Annotated in this window: 14 protein-coding genes, 1 tRNA gene and 1 pseudogene; 5 read left to right on the forward strand and 11 right to left on the reverse strand. The window is 62.3% G+C overall.

All coding sequences use genetic code 11. The features are described from left to right. Positions 1 to 575: 575 nt before the first annotated feature. Positions 576 to 651 (reverse strand) — tRNA-Ala (locus B5F88_RS10855). Positions 652 to 950: 299 nt separating this feature from the next. Between B5F88_RS10855 and B5F88_RS20220 the strand changes: the two genes are divergently transcribed. Further along, positions 951 to 3473 (forward strand): SEL1-like repeat protein, encoded by a 2523-nt coding sequence (locus B5F88_RS20220; protein WP_140402093.1) that lies wholly within the window; start codon positions 951 to 953, stop codon positions 3471 to 3473. An 81-nt stretch (positions 3474 to 3554) separates the two neighbouring features. On the opposite strand, the pseudogene B5F88_RS10915 reads toward B5F88_RS20220, so the two are convergent. The 3 genes and pseudogenes from B5F88_RS10915 to B5F88_RS10925 form a co-directional block, all read right to left on the reverse strand. Beyond that, positions 3555 to 4229 (reverse strand): annotated as a pseudogene (locus tag B5F88_RS10915) (IS3 family transposase); the annotation flags it as partial. Between the two features lie 179 nt (positions 4230 to 4408). Continuing rightward, positions 4409 to 4723 carry an imidazolonepropionase gene (locus B5F88_RS10920; protein WP_087345731.1) on the reverse strand — a complete coding sequence of 105 codons (315 nt, stop codon included), beginning with the start codon at positions 4721 to 4723 and terminating at the stop codon, positions 4409 to 4411. A gap of 100 nt (positions 4724 to 4823) precedes the next feature. After that, complete coding sequence (locus B5F88_RS10925; protein WP_087345735.1) at positions 4824 to 5504, reverse strand: TIGR00266 family protein; 681 nt, start codon at positions 5502 to 5504, stop codon at positions 4824 to 4826. Between the two features lie 138 nt (positions 5505 to 5642). On the opposite strand from B5F88_RS10925, the gene B5F88_RS10930 reads away from it, so the two are divergent. Continuing rightward, complete coding sequence (locus B5F88_RS10930; RefSeq protein WP_087345737.1) at positions 5643 to 6227, forward strand: hydrolase; 585 nt, start codon at positions 5643 to 5645, stop codon at positions 6225 to 6227. Positions 6228 to 6290: 63 nt separating this feature from the next. On the opposite strand, the gene B5F88_RS10935 is transcribed toward B5F88_RS10930, so the two are convergent. Beyond that, the gene (locus B5F88_RS10935; RefSeq protein ID WP_087345740.1) at positions 6291 to 7943 is read right to left on the reverse strand and encodes a Na/Pi cotransporter family protein; all 1653 of its coding nucleotides are present in this window, start codon (positions 7941 to 7943) and stop codon (positions 6291 to 6293) included. Between the two features lie 243 nt (positions 7944 to 8186). Between B5F88_RS10935 and B5F88_RS10940 the strand changes: the two genes are divergently transcribed. Next, positions 8187 to 9935, forward strand: coding sequence for a CvpA family protein (locus B5F88_RS10940; protein WP_242959740.1), 1749 nt, complete (start codon positions 8187 to 8189; stop codon positions 9933 to 9935). Between the two features lie 36 nt (positions 9936 to 9971). On the opposite strand, the gene B5F88_RS10945 is transcribed toward B5F88_RS10940, so the two are convergent. The 3 genes from B5F88_RS10945 to B5F88_RS10955 all read right to left on the reverse strand — a co-directional run bounded on the left by B5F88_RS10945 (position 9972) and on the right by B5F88_RS10955 (position 13404). Further along, positions 9972 to 11333, reverse strand: coding sequence for an alanine/glycine:cation symporter family protein (locus B5F88_RS10945; protein WP_087345745.1), 1362 nt, complete (start codon positions 11331 to 11333; stop codon positions 9972 to 9974). A gap of 146 nt (positions 11334 to 11479) precedes the next feature. Beyond that, on the reverse strand, positions 11480 to 12712 hold the full coding sequence (locus B5F88_RS21800; RefSeq protein ID WP_140402095.1) for a HAMP domain-containing sensor histidine kinase: 1233 nt from the start codon (positions 12710 to 12712) through the stop codon (positions 11480 to 11482). Then, positions 12709 to 13404 (reverse strand): response regulator transcription factor, encoded by a 696-nt coding sequence (locus tag B5F88_RS10955; protein ID WP_343286465.1) that lies wholly within the window; start codon positions 13402 to 13404, stop codon positions 12709 to 12711. The genes B5F88_RS21800 and B5F88_RS10955 overlap by 4 nt, the downstream gene beginning before the upstream one ends. On the opposite strand from B5F88_RS10955, the gene B5F88_RS20225 reads away from it, so the two are divergent. Then, a complete protein-coding gene (locus B5F88_RS20225; RefSeq protein ID WP_162612168.1) occupies positions 13294 to 13563 on the forward strand; it encodes a hypothetical protein in 270 nt (89 codons plus the stop codon). The two genes, B5F88_RS10955 and B5F88_RS20225, sit on opposite strands and share 111 nt — an antisense overlap. A 67-nt stretch (positions 13564 to 13630) precedes the next feature. On the opposite strand, the gene B5F88_RS10960 is transcribed toward B5F88_RS20225, so the two are convergent. The 3 genes from B5F88_RS10960 to B5F88_RS10970 all read right to left on the reverse strand — a co-directional run bounded on the left by B5F88_RS10960 (position 13631) and on the right by B5F88_RS10970 (position 16617). Beyond that, positions 13631 to 14854, reverse strand: coding sequence for an aspartate kinase (locus B5F88_RS10960; protein WP_087345752.1), 1224 nt, complete (start codon positions 14852 to 14854; stop codon positions 13631 to 13633). Positions 14855 to 14934: 80 nt separating this feature from the next. Continuing rightward, positions 14935 to 16146, reverse strand: coding sequence for a homoserine dehydrogenase (locus tag B5F88_RS10965; RefSeq protein ID WP_087345756.1), 1212 nt, complete (start codon positions 16144 to 16146; stop codon positions 14935 to 14937). A 30-nt stretch (positions 16147 to 16176) separates the two neighbouring features. After that, entirely contained in the window at positions 16177 to 16617 is a 441-nt protein-coding gene (locus B5F88_RS10970; RefSeq protein WP_087345759.1) for an ACT domain-containing protein, read from the reverse strand. Between the two features lie 175 nt (positions 16618 to 16792). Here B5F88_RS10970 and ytvI point away from each other — a divergent pair, with 175 nt between their 5' ends. Next, on the forward strand, positions 16793 to 17872 hold the full coding sequence (gene ytvI / locus B5F88_RS10975) for a sporulation integral membrane protein YtvI (RefSeq protein ID WP_087345762.1): 1080 nt from the start codon (positions 16793 to 16795) through the stop codon (positions 17870 to 17872). Positions 17873 to 17885 lie beyond the last annotated feature (13 nt).

The raw sequence follows: 17885 nt of genomic DNA on the forward strand, positions 1-17885 counted from the left end.
TCTTTGTCCCGGTTGCCATCGTCATTTCCTCCAGTATGTTAATCTATCTTCTCTGTTAGACTGGATTACTCTGCTTATACGATAGCACATGAGGTAAATTCTGTCTATGACAATGCGGTTGTTTTATTAACTAGAACAGGAAAAAAACCAATTACAAAAATACCCAGTTAAATATATTTTCGTACCACCACTTTCCCTACTTTTGAAACCCCTCCAGAACCCCTTGGAATCCCTTGTGGCGGCTTTTCTATCAACTCAATCTTTTTGGACTACCCCCACCCTTAAAACCCCGTAGCGACCCCTTAAAATCGTTTTGGAACATACACCTAAACCATTTCTGTTCAAAATCCAAAAATTCACTTCACTTTGCAAAAGTATCTTGTTTATACTATATTTTCGTGAGCCACTCCCATAGCCAATGCTCCAAACTACCTACCAAAAGCCACGATTAGGCAAGAAAAGACACGGGGTATTGGCTACAAAGCCAATACCCCCCTGCACACAGCCAAGCAACAAGAAAAGCCCTGAACCCCTACGGGCTCAAGGCTTTCTCGTGTACTTTCCCAGTACTTTCATGGTGGAGATAAGCGGGATCGAACCGCTGACCTCTTGAATGCCATTCAAGCGCTCTCCCAGCTGAGCTATACCCCCAGATGTGGGAAAGAACATTTATTTAGTTTTGTTGAGGGGTGTGTAACCGCTTCAACCGGGCTCCCAGCTGAGCTATACCCCCAACTCTCGCCGTCCACGCTCTCTTGCCGGACGACAGAGATTATTTTATCACCTCATTCCGAAGTTGTCAACTATTTTTTCTCAATTGGGCAAATTTTTTTGAAATAGGGTCATACGCAGGAAAACGGCTGTCCTGGATGCCCCTTGAATCTGGCGGGCAGGTGTTGTAAAATAAAACAGAATGTGCCCCAGCGTGGGGAAAAAGGAGTGACGGCGCCATGCCGGAGGAACGGAATCAGAGCTGGCCGGAGGGCGACGGGCAGAATGTGGTATTTGTCAACACCGCCCTGATCTGGCGGGCCATGGAGAAGGTCCAACAGTCTCAGGCAGATTTTCAGGCCCTGCTGGAGCAGGCGGACGACCCCGCCGTAAGCTATGACCTGGGCATGCGTTATGCGCAGGGAGACGGTGTGGAAGCCGATTCCGCCCAGGCGGTCCACTGGTTTTCCCAGGCCGCAGAAGCGGGAGACCTGCGGGCCGTAGATGCCCTGGGCCGCTGCTACCTCTCCGGCGAGGGGGTGGAGCTCGACCCGCCCCGGGGCGTAGAGCTGTTCCGGCAGGCCGCGGAAGAGGGCTATCTGCCCGCCGTCTGCGATCTGGGCCTGTGCTACGAGGGCGGCGACGGTGTGGAGGCGGATCCGGCCCGGGCAGCAGAGCTCTACCGCCAGGCGGCAGAGGAGCACTACGCCCCTGCACAGTGCAACCTGGCCGTGTGCTACCTCAACGGTATCGGCGTGGAGGAGGACGAAGCCCAGGCGGTGGAGTGGCTGAGGCAGGCGGCGGAACAGGAGTTCCCCCGGGCCCTGAGCCTGTTGGGGGTCTGCCTGGAAAACGGCATGGGGGTGGAGGCAGACCCCGTCCAGGCGGTAAGCTATTACCGAAAATCGGCGGAAAAAGGCTATGCGCCCGCCCAATGCAACCTGGCCGTGTGCTACCTCAGCGGTGTGGGGCTGGAGCAGGATGAGGCGCTGGCCATTCAGTGGCTGGAGCGGGCCGCCTCCCAGGAATTTCCCCGAGCCCAGAGCATCCTGGCGGACTGCCTCCAGATCGGCCGGGGCATGGAGCAGGACAAGGAGCGGGCCGTCGCTCTCTACCAGCAGGCCGCGGAGCACAATTACCTGCCCGCTGTCTGCGATTTGGGGCTGTGCTATGAATGCGGCGACGGCGTGGAGGAGGACAAGGCCCGGGCAGTGGAGCTCTACCGCCAGGCGGCGGAGGGCGGTTACGCCCGTGCCCAATGCAATCTGGGCTTCTGCCTGCTCAATGGGATCGGAACCGAGGTGGATGAGGCTCAGGCAGTGGAGTGGCTGAAACGGGCTGCGGAACAGGAATTCCCCCGAGCTTTGGATCTGCTGGGCAGCTGCGCCGCCGACGGCACCGGCATGGAAGCCGACCCGGCCCAGGCCTTTTCCTATTACCAGCAGGGGGCGGACCTGGGCTATCCCCCCGCCATGGTCAGCCTGGGGCTGTGCTATGAGCGGGGCCAGGGTGTGGAGGCTGACCCGGCTCAGGCGCTGGCGCTCTACTGCCAGGCCGGAGCGCAGGGCGAGCCGGCGGGCGCCTGCAACGCCGGGTACTGTTACCTGGTGGGCATCGGCACCCCGGTTGACCCGGCCCAGGCGGTGCCCTGGCTGGAGCGTTCGGCCGCCCAGGGCTTTCCCCGGGCCCAGAGTCTGCTGGGGGACTGCCTCCAGGCCGGCCGGGGTACGGAGCAGGATCAGGCCCGGGCGGTATCGCTCTATCAACAGGCGGCGGACCAGGGCTACCTCCCCGCCGTCTGCGACCTGGGGCTGTGCTATGAGTGCGGCGACGGTGTGGAGATGGACAAGCCCAAAGCGGTGGCGCTCTACCGCCGGGCGGCGGAAAGCGGCTATGCCCGCGCCCAGTGTAATCTGGGCTTCTGCCTGCTGCACGGTCTGGGAACGGAGACAGACATATCCCAGGCCCTGGAATGGCTGAAACGGGCGGCGGAGCGGAAGTACCCCCGGGCTCTGGATCTGCTGGGGGATTGCTACTGGAACGGCGATGTGGTCCAACGGGACGACCAGGCCGCCGCCGCATACTACCGCCAAGGCGCGGAAGAGGACTATCCCCCCTGCCTGGCCAGCCTGGGCCTGTGCTACGAGCTGGGCCGGGGCGTGCCGGAAGACACCGCCAAGGCGGTGGAGCTCTACCGGCAGGCGGCGGAGCAGGGCTATGCCTACGCCCAATGCAACCTGGGCTACTGCTATCTCTCCGGTATTGGCGTCCAGGCCGATTCCAAAGAGGCGGTAATCTGGTTTCAGAAGGCAGCGGACCAGGGACACGCCAGGGGGCAGCGTCTGCTGGGCCGATGCCTGCTCCGAGGCGATGGGCTGCCGAAGGATCCGGAGCGGGGTCTGTCCCTGCTTCAGTCTGCGGCGGACCAGGGCTACAGCTATGCCCAGTGCGACTTGGGCATCTATTACTTGGAGGGCCGCTACGGGCTGCCCCAGGACGACCAAAAAGCCTTTTCCCTGTTCTCCCAGACAGAACAGCAGGAGATCCCGGCGGGGCTCTACTATCTGGCCCAGTGCTACGAGCAGGGGCGCGGTACGGCTCCCGATGCCGGCAGGGCCCTGTCCCTCTACCGAAAGTCTGCCCAGCTGGGAGACGAGGACGCGCAAGAGGCCCTGAAGCGTCTGGAGAACTCCCCCACTCCCCAAAAACACACAGGCGGAGTGCTGGGCTGGTTCAAACGTCGCCGGGGGCAATCGAAATAAAAGAAAAGGAACGCCAGCTCATGAACCGCCCCATCTTGTGCGGACAGTACAAAAAGGGCGCCTGGTAGGAAATATTGAGTTTTAGGTAGAGAGGCGTCGCGCAAGCGGCGTCTCTCCGGTCTTTAGCTGGATGCGCTCATGATTGTAAAAGTAGATATAGCGGTCAATCATCTCATTGGCTTCAGAAAAGGTAGCCGGTTTATGGCGGTAAATGCACTCGGTTTTGAGGATGGAGAAGAAATTTTCTGCCATGGCGTTGTCATACGGATTTCCCTTCCTTGACATGGACGGTGTAATACCGTATGCTTGTGTCAGATTGAAGTATGCTTGCGAGGTGTACTGAAATCCCTGGTCGCTGTGGAGTTGCAGCTCCACAGCGACTCTCTTTTTCTCCTGCTGCATTGCAAGACGAATGGTATCCAGTACCAGATGGACAGTCTGGTGTGTTCCGGTCTTGTAGGCGACGATGCTGTTGTCATAGAGATCCCGGATCATGGAAAGATACAGTATGCCCTGCCCTGTATGGATGTAAGAGTTGTCCGTTACCCATTTCCTGTTGGGCCTGTCCGCATGAAACTCCCTGTTCAGCAGATTCCTGTACTTATAGACCTGCTGACCCATCTGCAGCCATTTCCTGCGGCGGCGGATTTCAGAAAGCAGATCATACTTTTTCATAATCCGCAGCACGGTTTTGGGATTACGGAAAATGTTTTGAGTTTTCAGCCACAACCACATTCGCCGGTAGCCGTAGGTATGGAAGCTGCGTTCCCGCTGCTATGCGATGAGTTCTGCAAGAGCCGCGTCCTTCTCAGGCCTGCCAAGGCGCTGGACGAAAGCATAGTAGCCGCTTCTGGATACTGCAAAGAATGCACACATGACGGACACCGGATACTCTCCGCTGTGGCGATATATGATGTGGTATTTTATCCTCGGCCTCACTTCCTTCCTGTGAATTGCAGAAAAACCCGCAGCAGCTGGTTTTCCATCTGTAGACGCTGGATCTCGTATGCCTGCTTTGACACAACATCTCCGGGTATGACAGGTTTCCTTGGCCTGCCCTTAGGCCGCTGTATGATTCCGGCCGCCAGTTTTCGCTGTCTTGCACGTTCCCGCTCAAGCAGCTTTTTCACCACTTGCTTCTCCTGAAAGCCGTAGTGCTCTGCTACTTCCTGCCGAGTTTTCCCCTCTGCCAACATGGTCTTGATTTCAGGCAGCAGCGCCTGCACATGTGTATAATTCCGTTTCCCCATAACAATACCCCCTGATGTAGTCTATTTTCCTACATCAGGGGGTCCTTTGTCACTGTCCGTTTTTACTGGACCTGTTCAATCACTGGCGTTCCTTTTTATGTTACTTATTGCTGCTGGGCAGGAAGGGCGCCAGCGCGCCGGCCACGCTGCTGACCGGCATGGTCTGCAGGACAATGCGGCCGGGGCCGGTTACCACGGTATTGAACAGGCCCTCGCCGCCAAAGAGCACGTTTTTCACGCCCTTGACCATCTGGATATCCATGGTACAGGTGGCATCCATCATGGCCAGGTTGCCGCTGTCCACCACCATGCTCTGGCCCGCCTGGAGCTCGTATTCCACTACGGAGCCGTCCAGCTCCACAAAGGCCATGCCGTTGCCGGACAGCTTCTGCATAATAAAGCCTTCGCCGCCGAAGAACCCGGAACCCAGCTTTTTCTGGAAGAAGATGGACAGCTCCACCCCCTGCTCAGAGGCCAGGAAACCGCTCTTCTGCACCACGACCGGATGGGCCGGGTCAATGCGGATGGCCCGGATCGCGCCGGGGAAGCTGGACGCAAAGGCGATCATGCCCGGTCCGCCCTGGGCGGTGTATGTATTCTGGAAAATAGACTCTCCGGAGAACATCCGGCCAAAAGCCTTGCCCAGGCCTCCCGCTCCGGTCTCCATCTTCATATTGGGGGTCATCCAGACCATGGAACCCCGCTCGGTAATCATGGCTTCTCCACTGTCCAACTGGCAGACCACCACCGGCATGGGCTCGCCCTTGATCTCGTACTGCACAAAACCGACCTCCTTATTATTTGGGGTATTTGTAGTATATTACGGCTTTCGTATCTTTTCAAGAGATTCCTGCACGACTTTACAAATTCTTTCCCAACGTGTATGATAAGAAAAATGGAATTGGGAGGCATGCCGACTATGACGCAGCTGACACGGGAGCAGGCCGTCGCCCTGCTGAAGGAATACAACCACGAGCCCTTTCACCTCCGCCACGCCTTTACGGTGGAGGCGGTGATGGATTGGTACGCCAGAGAACTGGGCTATGGAGACCAGGCGGACTTCTGGGCCATGGCCGGGCTGCTCCACGACCTGGACTTTGAGCAGTACCCCGACGAGCACTGCGTCAAGGTGCGGGAGCTTATGGAGGCCCGGGACCTGGACCCCGCCCTGATCCACGCCGTGGTGAGCCACGGCTGGGGCATGACCGGCGGGGACGCCCAGCCGGAGCACGAGATGGAGAAGGTGCTCTTTGCCGCCGACGAGCTCACCGGGCTCATCGGGGCGGCCGCACTGATGCGTCCCTCCAAAAGCGTGCAGGACATGGAGCTGTCCAGCCTGAAGAAGAAGTACAAGGACAAGCGCTTCGCCGCCGGTTGCTCCCGGGAGACCATCGCCCAGGGGGCTCAGCTGCTGGGCTGGGAGCTGAACGACCTGCTGGAGCGCACCCTTCAGGCCATGAAGGCCAAGGAGGCCGATATTGAGGCCCAGTGCGCCGGGCTGTAACCCGCTGTATCAAACGGGCGGTCCGCCGGAATTCCGGCGGACCGCCCGTTTCTTTTGTGTTCCTTATCCGTTGGTGGCGGCCTCCGCGTCAATGCCCGCCCGCTCCTGGGCGATATTCAGTGCGTGGTCGCCGATACGCTCAAAGTCGGTAAGCAGCTCGGAGAAAATGATGCAGGCCTCGTCGGAACAGGTCCCCTGCTTCATCCGCTCCATCTGGTGGCGGCGATAGCTCTCCGTCATGTCGTCCATCCGCTGCTCCAGAGCGGAGACCTTGGTGAGCCACTCGGTGGTCTGGATCTCCTCCTGCTCCAGCAGGTCCATGGCCTCCAGACAGACCGTCTCCATGGTCTTGAGCTCCTTCCGGGCCTCTTCCGAGAAGTGGATATTCTTCTCCGCCATCATCTGGGTATACTCGCAGATGTTCATGGCGTGGTCGCCGATGCGCTCGATGTTGCCGGTGATTTTAAAGTAGGCGCTCACCGCGGTGGAATCCTTCTCGTTGGTCTCAAACACAATGACCTTGGAGATATACTGGGAGATCTCCTTGTTCAGGTAGTCGATATACTCCTCGGTGGCCTCCGCCTGGGGCACCATCTTGGGGTCCCGCTCCAGTACCGCCTGGAAGCCCAGAATGATATTATCCTTGGCCATGGCCAGCATCCGGTTCAGCTCCTGCCGCAGCTGGGTGACATACATGGCGGAAAAGCCGATGGGGTGCTCCTGCTTGGTGTGAACGGGGCCGGGCACCAGGTAGGCCAGGTGCATCCCCTCTTCCCCGCTCTCGCTGCGGTCGGGCAGGAGCTTCATGGCGATCTTCACCAGCCCGGTCCCCAGCGGCAGCAGCAGCAGCGTAGTCACCACATTGAACAGGGTGTGCATATTGGCGATCTGGGCCGCCGGATTGGCCGGGGTCAGCTCCTGCATCCACTGGGTCAGGGGAGTGAGGATGCAGATGGTGGTAAAGAGCGCGGTGCCGATCAGGTTGAACATGAGATGGATCACTGTGGCCCGCTTGGCGTTGCGGCTGGTGCCCACCGAGGCCAGCACGGCGGTGATGCAGGTGCCGATATTCTGGCCGAACAGGACGAACACCGCGTTATCCAGCCCGATCACCCCGCTGTCCGCCAGGGCCTGCAGGATACCCACCGAGGCGGAGGAGGACTGGATCAGCGCGGTAAAAATAGCGCCGGCCAGGATGCCCACCAGGGGGTTGGAGAAGGTGCTGACCAGATTGACAAAAGCGGGCCACTCCCGCAGGGGGGACATGGAGGAGCTCATCATCTCCATGCCGATAAACAGTACGCCCAGACCGGCCAAAATATTACCGTAGTGGTGAATCTGGGGCTTTTTCAAAAAGACCACCATGGCCACGCCCACAAAGGCAAACAGGGGCGCCAGAACCCCCACGTCCAGGGCGATAAGCTGGCCGGTGATGGTGGTGCCGATGTTGGCGCCCATGATGATCCACACCGCCTGGCGCAGGGTCATCATACCGGAGTTGACGAAGCCCACCACCATGACGGTGGTGGCGGAGGAGGACTGGATGACGGCGGTGATGCCCGCGCCCACCAGTACGCCCAAAAACCGGTTGGAGGTGAGCCGCTCCAGAATTCCCTTCATGCGGTTGCCGGCGGCGGCCTCCAGTCCGGAGCTCATCATCTGCATGCCGTAGAGAAACAGCGCCAGGCCGCCCAGCAGCCCCAGAACAATGCTCATAGCTTCCAATTTATTCCCCTCATTTTACACACTTTTTTCTGCCTTTTTACATTTTCCAGCAGTAGTATACCCAATGTAAAGGTGCGCGTCAATGGCTTTTACGAGAACTTTACAAATCATTTCCGCCCGGTTCTTTGTGCATCTTATCCATGCCCTTTGTCCTGGTTTTCCTTGTTGCCTTTTCCCCGGTTTTGGGCTATACTACCCTATAATCAGCCACAAGGCAAAAAAAGGAGAGCATATATGGAACATCCATCCCCCAAACGGCCCAAAGCGCCCAAGAGCAAGGCGGGTAAGCTGCTGGTCAATCTGGTGGTTACCGCCGTGGTCGGCTTTTTGTACTTTTATATTGTCCTGCCCCCGCTCAATTTCCAGTCGGGAGATTTTTACTCCTTTATCGGCGTGCTGTGCGTGGTGTATGTGCTGTGCGCCCTGGTCACCTCCGGGATGCAGGCCGTCACCTCCGGCGGCGGGCCGGCGGAATATCTGCGCTTTATCAAATCCCAATGCCTGCCGGTGGGCATCCTGTTTCTGGCTGTGATCCTGGTGGCTCTGGTGGGCTCTATCATCTCCATGCCCATTTTCCGGGCGGGGGCCTACCGGGATCTGCTGACAGTGGAGGACGGCCAGTTTGCCCAGGATATCAGCCAGATCTCCTTCGACAAGATCCCCACCCTGGACCAGGCCAGCGCCGAGTACCTGGGCGACCGGCAGATGGGCACCCTCAGCGACATGGTCAGCCAGTTTGAGTATTCCTTTGACTCCACCCAGATCAACTACCAGGGCCGGCCCGTCCGTGTGGCCCCCATCGCCTACGCCGACCTCATCAAGTGGTTCACCAACCGGGGCCAGGGCCTGCCCGCCTACGTCATTGTGGACATGGTCACCCAAGAGGCCACCGTGGTGCGCCTGGACGAGGGGATGAAGTACTCCTTCTCCGAGCCCCTCAACCGCAACATCGCCCGGCATCTGCGTTTCTCCTATCCCACCTTTATGTTCGGCACCCCCCAGTTTGAGATCGACGAGGAGGGCCGCCCCTACTGGATCGCCCCCCGAATCGTCAAGACCATCGGTCTGTTCGGCGGCACCGATATCCAGGGCGCGGTGCTGGTGGACGCCATCACCGGGGAAAGCACTTACTATGAGCTGGCCGACATCCCCACCTGGGTGGACAACGTATTCACCCCCGACCTCATCATGGAGCAGTACGACTACCACGGCACCCTGGTCAACGGCTTCATCAACTCCATCTTTGGCCAGCGGGACGTGACGGTGACCACCGACGGGTCCAACTATATTGCCCTCAACGACGACGTGTATATGTACACCGGCGTCACCTCCGCCAACGCCGACCAGTCCAACCTGGGCTTTTTGCTGTCCAACCAGCGCACCAAGGAGACCAAGTTCTACTCCGCGCCCGGCGCCACCGAGCGCTCCGCCCAGAGCTCCGCTCAGGGTGAGGTGCAGGATCTGGGGTATAACGCCACCTTCCCCCTGCTGCTCAACATCGACGGACAGCCCACCTATTTTATCCCCCTGAAGGACCAGAGCAACCTGGTGAAAATGTACGCCATGGTCAACGCGTCCCAGTATCAGATCGTGGCCACCGGCACCACCGTGGCTCAGTGTGAGCAGGAGTATGTGCGTATGCTGCGGGAGGGCGGCGTCACCCAGACCGAGGATGTCACCCAGACCGAGGCCACGGGCGTGATCGCCGACATCCGCTCCGCCGTTATGAGCGGCAACTCCTACTACTTCATCCGCCTGGATGGGGAAGACGCCTATTACAGCCTGTCCGCCGCCCAGAATCCCATCGCGGTGATCCTCAATGTGGGTGACCGGGTGACCATCCAGCACACCGCCCCGGTGGAGGGCGAGGAGAACGCCATCCTGGACAGCTCCTCCGTCACCCTGGACGAAGCCGCCCCGGCGGCTGTACCGGAGTCTCAGCCCACACCTGCGGCCAGTCCCGCAATTCCGGAAACCGAATAAGCCAACGGCCCTGCCGCAAGAAGCGGCAGGGCCGTTTTATTGTTTCAGCAGGGCAAAGGCCTGGGGGGAGAGCAGCAGCAGGGCGCACAGATTAGGCAGGGCCATCAGGCCGTTGAACAGGTCGGTGAGCTGCCACACCACCGCCACGTCGGCGGTGCTGCTCCACACGATGGCGCACAGAAAGACCGCCCGGTACGCCCCCCGCCAGCGGTCGGTGCCGGTGAGGGCGAACAGCCCCCGCTCTCCATAGTAGCTGCACCCCAGCAGAGAGGTAAAGGCGAAGAGCAGCAGGCACACCGCCAGCAGGATCTCCCCAAAGGGTCCCAAAACAGTGGCGAAGGCGGCGGCGGAGAGGGGCGCACCCAGCATGCTGTCGGTCACCGTCCCTGCCCGGAGAGCGGCCAGGGCCGCTTCCTCCTGGTAGACCCCGGAGGTGAGGATCACCAGCGCGGTGACGGTACACACCACCAGGGTGGCGAAAAACACCTCGAACATGCCCCACAGTCCCTCCTCGGCGGGGTTCTCCACGTCGGAGGCGGCGTGGGCCATGGCGGAGGTGCCCATGCCCGCCTCGTTGGTGAACACTCCCCGGGCCACCCCGTAGCGGAGGGCGGCGGCCACGGAGTACCCCGCTCCGCCCCCCAGAGCGGCCTGGGGACAGAGGGCGCCGGTCACGACCCGGGCCAGCGCACCGGGCAGGGCCTCCCGATGGCAGAACAGCACCAGCCCCCCGCCCCCCAGAAACAGCAGGGCCATACAGGGCACCAGCTTTTCGCTGACCTTGCCGATGCGGCCGATGCCCCCCAGGATCACCGCCCCGGTGAGCAGGGCGGTGACGATGCCCACCGCCAGCCGGTCCCAGCCAAAGGCCGCCTCCAGGGAGGCGGCGATGGAGTTGGACTGGACCAGATTGCCCCCCGCCAGGGAGGCGGCCACGCAGCTCAGGGAAAACCAGGCCGCCAGAAAGGGGCTGCCCAGACCGCGGGCGATGTAGCACATGGGCCCTCCCTGCCACAGTCCGTCCCGTCCCCGCTCCCGCCAGCGCACCGCCAGGGTTTTTTCCACAAAGCTGGTCATCATGCCCAGAAAGGCGGACACCCACATCCAGAACACTGCCCCCGGCCCGCCGAAAAAGATGGCGGTGGCCACCCCGGCGATGGAGCCGGTGCCGATGGTGGAGGCCAGGGCGGTGGACATGGCCTGGAACCGGGTGAGCCCCCGGCCGGTCCCCTTCTGCTTTCCCCCCAGCAGTTGACCGACGGTGCCCCCCAGCCACTTTTTGACACCAAAAATCTGAAAAAATCCGCTTTTGATAGAAAAATACAGGCCGCTGAGCAAAAACAGCCCCAGCAGCCAGGGATTCCACAGCCAACCCCCCAGCCGCTCCAGCACGGTCATGTCCCCACCCCCTCTCCACAGTGTTATGCGGACCGGGGGCAAGCCATGCCTGAAAAACCAAAGGACCCCCAGACGGCCGGATGGATGGGGCCGTCTGGGGGTTTTTATATCAACGCCAATAGGCGGTAATGGCTGTCTGGAGCGATCTATGTCAACGGCAGTCGGGCGGTAAAGACCACCAGGCCGTCCTCGCTTTTGGCCGTCAGCCTGCCCCGGTGCCGCCCCACAATGGCCCGGGCGGTGGACAGGCCGATGCCGTAGCCCCCGGTATCCCGGGACCGGGAGGCGTCCGCCCGGTAAAAGCGGTCAAAGAGCCGGGGCAGCTGGGCCGGATCCAGGCCAGCGCAGGGGTTGGCGATGGAGAGCACCGCCCATCGCCCCCGCTGAGCCAGGGTCAGCCGGATGGTCCCGCCGCTGTCGCAATATTTCACCGCGTTGTCCAATAAGAGGGTACACAAACGCTTCAGGTTGTCCGCCGCCCCCCGGACGGTCACGCCAGGGGCCACGTCGCTCTCCAGCTCCTTGCCGGAGGCCTGGGCCAGCAGGCGGTAGTCCTCGATCTGCCCGGCCACCACCCCGCTCAGGTCCACCGGCTGGAGCTCCTCCTTGGTCAAAGCCTCCTCGGTACGGGCCAGCTCCACCAGATGGCCGATGAGCCGGTCCAGCCGGCTCACCTGCACCTGGGTGCTGGCCAGCCAGCGGTTCTCCCCCAGGGAGGCCTCCAGCAGGCCGGTGTTGGCGGAGATGATGGCCAGAGGGGTTTTGAGTTCGTGGGAGGCGTCGGTGACAAACCGCCGCTGCTTTTCCAAATTTTCCGCAAAGGGCCGCACCACCCGCCGGGAGAGCACCACCAACAGCAGAAAGACGATGGCGATGCAGGCCAGGGAGGCCAGCAGGGTCAGGCGCAGCACGTTGTTGGCCGCCTGGAGCTGGAGGAAACAGTCCAGCACCACAATGGTCTGGCCCTCCTCCCCGTCGTCAAAAACCTGATAGCGGTAGTAGCCGCTGTAGCCGGAGCTTTTGCCTCCGTCCAGGATCTGCTCCACCTGCTGGATCACCTTTTCCCGGTCCAGAGCGGCGATGTGCTCCATATCCACCTCGGCCACCTCCCGCTGCCCGGTGAGGCGCACCACCACATAGCGGGTCTCAAAGGGAGTCTCCAGAGTGACCTGGAAGCCGGGAAAGGCCCCCGGATCGGCCTGGGTCTCCGGCTCGGGAAACTGGCCGGCGTTCTGGTGGAGCATCTGGAGCACCTGGTCCGCCCGCCGGGTGGTGATGGCGTGGTAGCCCAGGTTGATGACCAGGCAGAGCACCGCCAGGGTACCGGTGAGGGAGGCCAGAGCGATGAGGAGGAACCGCCGCCGCAGGGTGCGGATCATGTCCCGGCCTCCAGCATGTACCCCCGCCCCCGGCTGGCGGCGATGCGGACGTGGGCGTTGAGTCCCTCCAGCTTGCGCCGCAAATAGGAGATGTATGCCCATACTACACTCAGCTCCGCCTCACTTTCATAGCCCCAGATCCGCTCCATCAGCTCCTCGGTGGACAAAAACCGGCCCTGCTGCCGCATCAGCAGCTCCAGCAGTTGGTACTCCCGGTTGCCCAGCCGCACCGAGCTGCCGTTGGCCGACAGCTCGAAGGTGGTCCGGTCCAGGGTCAGGTCCCCCACCGTCAGCTGGTCGGGGGTAAAGGCGCCGCTCCGCCGGGTGAGCGCCCGCACCCGGGCCACAAACTCCCCCATGGCGAAGGGCTTGGAGAGGTAGTCGTCGGCGCCGGCGTTCAGGCCCTTAATCCGGTCGGTCACCTCCCCCTTGGCGGTGAGCAGCAGCACGGGAGTGGCCACGCCCTTCTCCCGCAGCTGCCGCAGCACCTCCAGCCCGTCCCGGCGGGGCATCATGATGTCCAGCACCAGGCAGTCATAGTTTTCCGCCAGGCCGTAGTCCAGGGCGTCCTGGCCGTCGTATTGGACAGTTCCGACGTGGAGAGCATGCTCTCCGCCATCAACGGCCTCACCGCCACAGGAGATTCCTCCGGTTCCGGCGGAGAAACCAAGCTGGTCTCCTTCACCTTCCACCGGAATACGGAGGACCAGTTTGCCCAGCTGACCCTGACCCTGTCCGCCTGGGACACCGGCTCCTGCCTGGCCTCCTTCACCGGGGAGGGCAACCGCTTGGTGGACCGCAGCGCGGTCACCGACCTGACCGAGCAGATCCAGGCGCTGTTTACCGCATAACCCCCTGCAAAAAACACCCGCCCCGGGCTACAGCCCGGGGCGGGTGTTTTGGTATGTTGTATGTGGCTCAGTTGCCGCCAAACTCATGGAAAAAGCGGTCGTGGATCACCTGCACCGCCCGGTCGGCCTCGCTCAGGTCCACCAGAACGGAGACCTTGATCTCGCTGGTGGAGATCATGTTGATGTTGATGCCGGCATTGTACAGGGCCTCAAACATCTTGGCCGCCACGCCGGGGTTGTGGACCATGCCGGCGCCCACGATGGACACCTTGGCGATGGCGTCGTTCACGTCGATGTGGTCAAAGCCCAGAGCGGACTTGTGGGCCTCCAGGGCCTCCTTGGCCCGCTCCAGATCCTGCTTGCTCACGGTGAAGCTGATGTCCTTGGTGTCATTGCGGCCGATGGACTGCAGGATGATGTCCACGTTTATGTTCTCCTTGGCCAGCAGGGAGAAGATCTTGAAGGCGATGCCCGGCTCGTCGGCCAGGCCCACCACCGCCAGACGGGCCACCTTCTTGTCGCAGGCCACCCCGCTGATGTGCATTTTTTCCATGGTTTTCGCAACCTCCTTGACTTTGGTACCCGGTCTACCGGTAAAGCTGGAGAGCACCTCCAGGCTGATGCCGTACCGCTTGGCCATCTCCACCGAGCGGTTGTGGAGCACCTGGGCCCCCAGGGTGGCCAGCTCCAGCATTTCGTCGTAGGTGATCTCCTCCAGCTGGAAGGCCTCCGGCACCACCCGGGGGTCGGCGGTAAAGACGCCGTCCACGTCGGTGTAGATCTGGCACAGGTCCGCGTGGAGCACCGCCGCCAGCGCCACCGCCGAGGTGTCCGAGCCGCCCCGGCCCAGGGTGGTGATGTCCTCATACTTGTTGATGCCCTGGAAGCCGGTGACGATGACGATGGCCTTTTTATCCAGCTCGGCCAGCACCCGCTCGGTGTTCACCCGCTTGATCCGGGCGTCCCCATAGGCGGAGTTGGTGCGGAAGCCCGCCTGCCAGCCGGTGAGGGAGACCACCGGATAGCCCATGGCCTCGATGGCCATGGCGCACAGAGAGCAGGAAATCTGCTCGCCGGTGGACAGGAGCATATCCATCTCCCGCTTGGAGGCGTTGGGATTGATCTCCGCCGCCTTGGCGATCAAATCGTCGGTGGTGTCTCCCTGGGCGGAGAGCACCGCCACCACGCTGTGGCCCCGGCGATAGGTCTCGGTAATGATGCGGGCTACGTTACGGATGCGGTCCGCGTCCGCGACGGAGCTGCCGCCGAATTTCTGCACAATGAGTCCCATTGGTGTTTGTACCCCCTAAATCGTAGGAAAATCTAGCCTGCCGCCCGCTGTGTCATCCTATGCGGCGGCGGCGGAGCCGGTCAATCCAGTACCCGGAAAACCGAGCAGGCCTTGAGTCCGGTCAGCCGCCCATCCAGGGCGGCGCGGGTCATGGGCTCGGTAATCAGGGCAAACTCCCCCTCCGGGGCCCCCGCCCGGGCCAGCAGCGTCCGGTCGGGGAAAGCGGCGCGCACCTGCTCCCCCGTTCCCTCCGCCCGGACATACCAGGCGCTCTCCAGGTCTGCCGGGGAAACCGTCACGTCCTCCCCGCCTTCCGCCCAGAACATCCGCTTCTTCTCGTCCTTGTGCCTGGCCGCGTCGATCACGTCGGCCACCACCGCCGAGGCGGTGGGCAGCTTGCCGGCACCCCGGCCGTAGAACATCACGTCGCCGATGGCGTTGCCCTTCACCGTAATGGCGTTGAATACGTCCTCCACCCCGGCCAGCGGGTTCTCCTGGTCCACCAGGTGGGGGGCCACATAGGCGCACACCTTGCCGTCGGGCCGGCGCATGGCCCGGCCCAGCAGCTTGATCTTCCTGCCGCAGGACTCGGCGTAGGCTACGTCGGACAGAGTCACGCCGGTGATGCCCTCGGTGGGCACCTGCCGGGGATAGACATGCCGCCCAAAGGCCAGGGAGGCCAGAATACAGATCTTCCGGCAGGCGTCATGGCCCTCGATGTCGGCGGTGGGGTCCTGCTCGGCATAGCCGTTCTGCTGGGCCTCCTTCAAAGCGGCGTCAAAGCTCAGCCCCGCCCGGATCATCCGGGTGAGAATATAGTTGGTGGTGCCGTTGAGGATGCCGCACAGCTCCTCGATCTCATTGGCCGCCAGGCACTGGTTCAGGGGTCGGATGATGGGAATGCCGCCCCCCACGCTGGCCTCGAACAGGTAGCTGACCCCCTTCTCCTGGGCCAGCCGCAGCAGCTCGCAGCCGTGCTCGGCCACCAGCTCCTTGTTGGAGGTGACCACGCTCTTGCCCGCCATCAGGGCCCGGCGGGTGAAGTCCAGGGCCACCTTGGCCCCGCCGATGGTCTCCACCACGATATTGACCTCTGGGTCGTTCTCAATGACGCTGAAGTCGTGCACCACCTTGTCGGCAAAGGGACTGTCAGGGAAGTCCCGCACATCCAGAATATACTTCAGGCGGAGCAGATCGTCCACCTTCCGGTCGATGTGGGCCCCGTTGGTGGCCAGCACTTCCGCCACGCCGGACCCCACCACGCCGAAGCCCAGGATCGCCACGTTCACCATGGTATCGTTCTCCTTTCTATCCCACGGGCGTCAGCCCGCCAAAATCTCACAGCGCAGGACGGCCTGCTGGCTCTGCACCTGCTCCAGCAGCTCCTCCAGAGAGGTCTGCAGCCCGGAGGTCTCCGCCCCGATGGTCACCGCCGCGCAGCCGTTCACCGGAATGGTCTGGTTGATGGTGAGAATATTCCCGCCGCTCTGGGCAAAAATACGCAGGACGGAGGACAATCCCCCCGGTTCATCCTTCAGCAGGATCTGGAAGGTGACGATCCGGCCATGCAGCATATCGTTAAAGGGCTGCACCGCGTCCTTGTACTTGTAAAACGCGCTGCGGCTGATCCCCACCCGGCGGGCCGCCAAATTCACTGTGTCCACCTCGCCGGTCTCCAGCAGCCGCTTGGCCTCCGCCACCTTGAGAAACACCTCCGGCAGCGCGCTGGCCTCCACAATAAAATAGTTGGGTGTCTTTCCCATGCATAACCTCCAGACTGTCTTTAGAGGAAAGTCATTTGTCTGTGTCTTGTGGTCTATTGTAACACACCATTCCGTCCGCCGCAAGGCCTCCCCATCCCCAACCCTGCCGATTTCCACCCTGTCCCCTCCTCCATTTTTCGTCAATTTATACATATCCAGTAGAGGGGGGACCGGCATGCCGGAAAACAGGCACCTGCGCTTTCTGCTCCGGCTGGGGTACGCCGCCCTGGCGGCGGGGGGCCTGTGGCTGGCCTGGCGGGTGGTGCTGCCCTGTCTGCTCCCCTTTCTGGCAGCCCTGGGGCTGGCCGCCCTGCTGGAGCCTGCGGTGGGCTTTCTCACCCGGCGGCTGCGCATGGGCCGGCGGTGGGCCGCCGGGCTGTGTACCGGCGCCCTTGCCGGAGGGCTGCTGGGGGGACTGGGACTGCTGATCTGGCGGGCCTGGTATGAGCTGAACCTGCTGCTGGACCGGCTGCCGGCGCTGATGGCCGGCCTGCCCGACCTGGCCGGGCAGGTGGAGAGCCGGGTCTACCGCTTCCTCATCGCCCTCCCCCTCCCCGCCCAGGAGCCGGCCCGGCAGCTGCTGAAAGGCTGGCTGGAGCAGGGCGCGGCCCTGCCCCAGCGGCTGTATGAGTGGCTGACCCAAGCGCTGGCCTCCGCAGCTTCCGCCCTGCCCGCCTTCCTGCTGTTTCTCACCACCACCCTGCTGGCCCTCTATCTGTTCAGCGCCGGAGGGCCCCAGCTGCTGGAGGGCCTCCGCAGGCGGACCCCCGCCCCCTGGCTGGAGCGGGCCCGGCGGCTGAGGGCTGGACTGAAAACCGCGCTGGGCGGGTGGCTCCGGGCCCAGGTGCTGCTGATGCTCCTCACCTTTGGGGAGCTCACCGCCGGGCTGCTGGTGCTGCGGGTGGAGCTGGCCCTGCTGCTGGCCGGGCTGATCGCGCTGCTGGACGCCCTGCCGGTGTTTGGCGCGGGGGTGGTGCTGATCCCCTGGGGGGCGGCCGCCCTGCTGGGAGGAGACCTGTTTCTGGGGGTTGGACTGCTGGTGCTGTGCGCGGTGGTGGTGCTGGTGCGCAGCCTGCTGGAACCCCGGCTGGTGGGCAAACGGGTGGGCCTCCACCCCCTGGCCGCCCTGGTCAGCATGTACGCGGGCTTCCAGCTGCTGGGGGTGGCCGGGATGGTGCTGGCCCCCCTGCTGACGGTGGTGGGCAAGCAGCTCTGGACCAGCGGCGTGTTCTCTGTCCGCCGTCCTTCAGCGTAAAATGGGACCCCCC

This window comes from Flavonifractor sp. An306, assembly GCF_002159455.1.
Lineage (GTDB): Bacteria > Bacillota > Clostridia > Oscillospirales > Oscillospiraceae > Flavonifractor.

Bases quoted from the DNA above. Each gene is read 5' to 3' on its own strand.
- B5F88_RS20220 (WP_140402093.1), top strand. From the start codon at position 951: ATGCCGGAGGAACGGAATCAGAGCTGGCCGGAGGGCGACGGGCAGAAT.
- B5F88_RS10920 (WP_087345731.1), bottom strand. From the start codon at position 4,723: ATGGGGAAACGGAATTATACACATGTGCAGGCGCTGCTGCCTGAAATC.
- B5F88_RS10930 (WP_087345737.1), top strand. From the start codon at position 5,643: ATGACGCAGCTGACACGGGAGCAGGCCGTCGCCCTGCTGAAGGAATAC.
- B5F88_RS10935 (WP_087345740.1), bottom strand. From the start codon at position 7,943: ATGAGCATTGTTCTGGGGCTGCTGGGCGGCCTGGCGCTGTTTCTCTAC.
- B5F88_RS10940 (WP_242959740.1), top strand. From the start codon at position 8,187: ATGGAACATCCATCCCCCAAACGGCCCAAAGCGCCCAAGAGCAAGGCG.
- B5F88_RS10945 (WP_087345745.1), bottom strand. From the start codon at position 11,333: ATGACCGTGCTGGAGCGGCTGGGGGGTTGGCTGTGGAATCCCTGGCTG.
- B5F88_RS21800 (WP_140402095.1), bottom strand. From the start codon at position 12,712: ATGATCCGCACCCTGCGGCGGCGGTTCCTCCTCATCGCTCTGGCCTCC.
- B5F88_RS10960 (WP_087345752.1), bottom strand. From the start codon at position 14,854: ATGGGACTCATTGTGCAGAAATTCGGCGGCAGCTCCGTCGCGGACGCG.
- B5F88_RS10965 (WP_087345756.1), bottom strand. From the start codon at position 16,146: ATGGTGAACGTGGCGATCCTGGGCTTCGGCGTGGTGGGGTCCGGCGTG.
- B5F88_RS10970 (WP_087345759.1), bottom strand. From the start codon at position 16,617: ATGGGAAAGACACCCAACTATTTTATTGTGGAGGCCAGCGCGCTGCCG.
- ytvI (WP_087345762.1), top strand. From the start codon at position 16,793: ATGCCGGAAAACAGGCACCTGCGCTTTCTGCTCCGGCTGGGGTACGCC.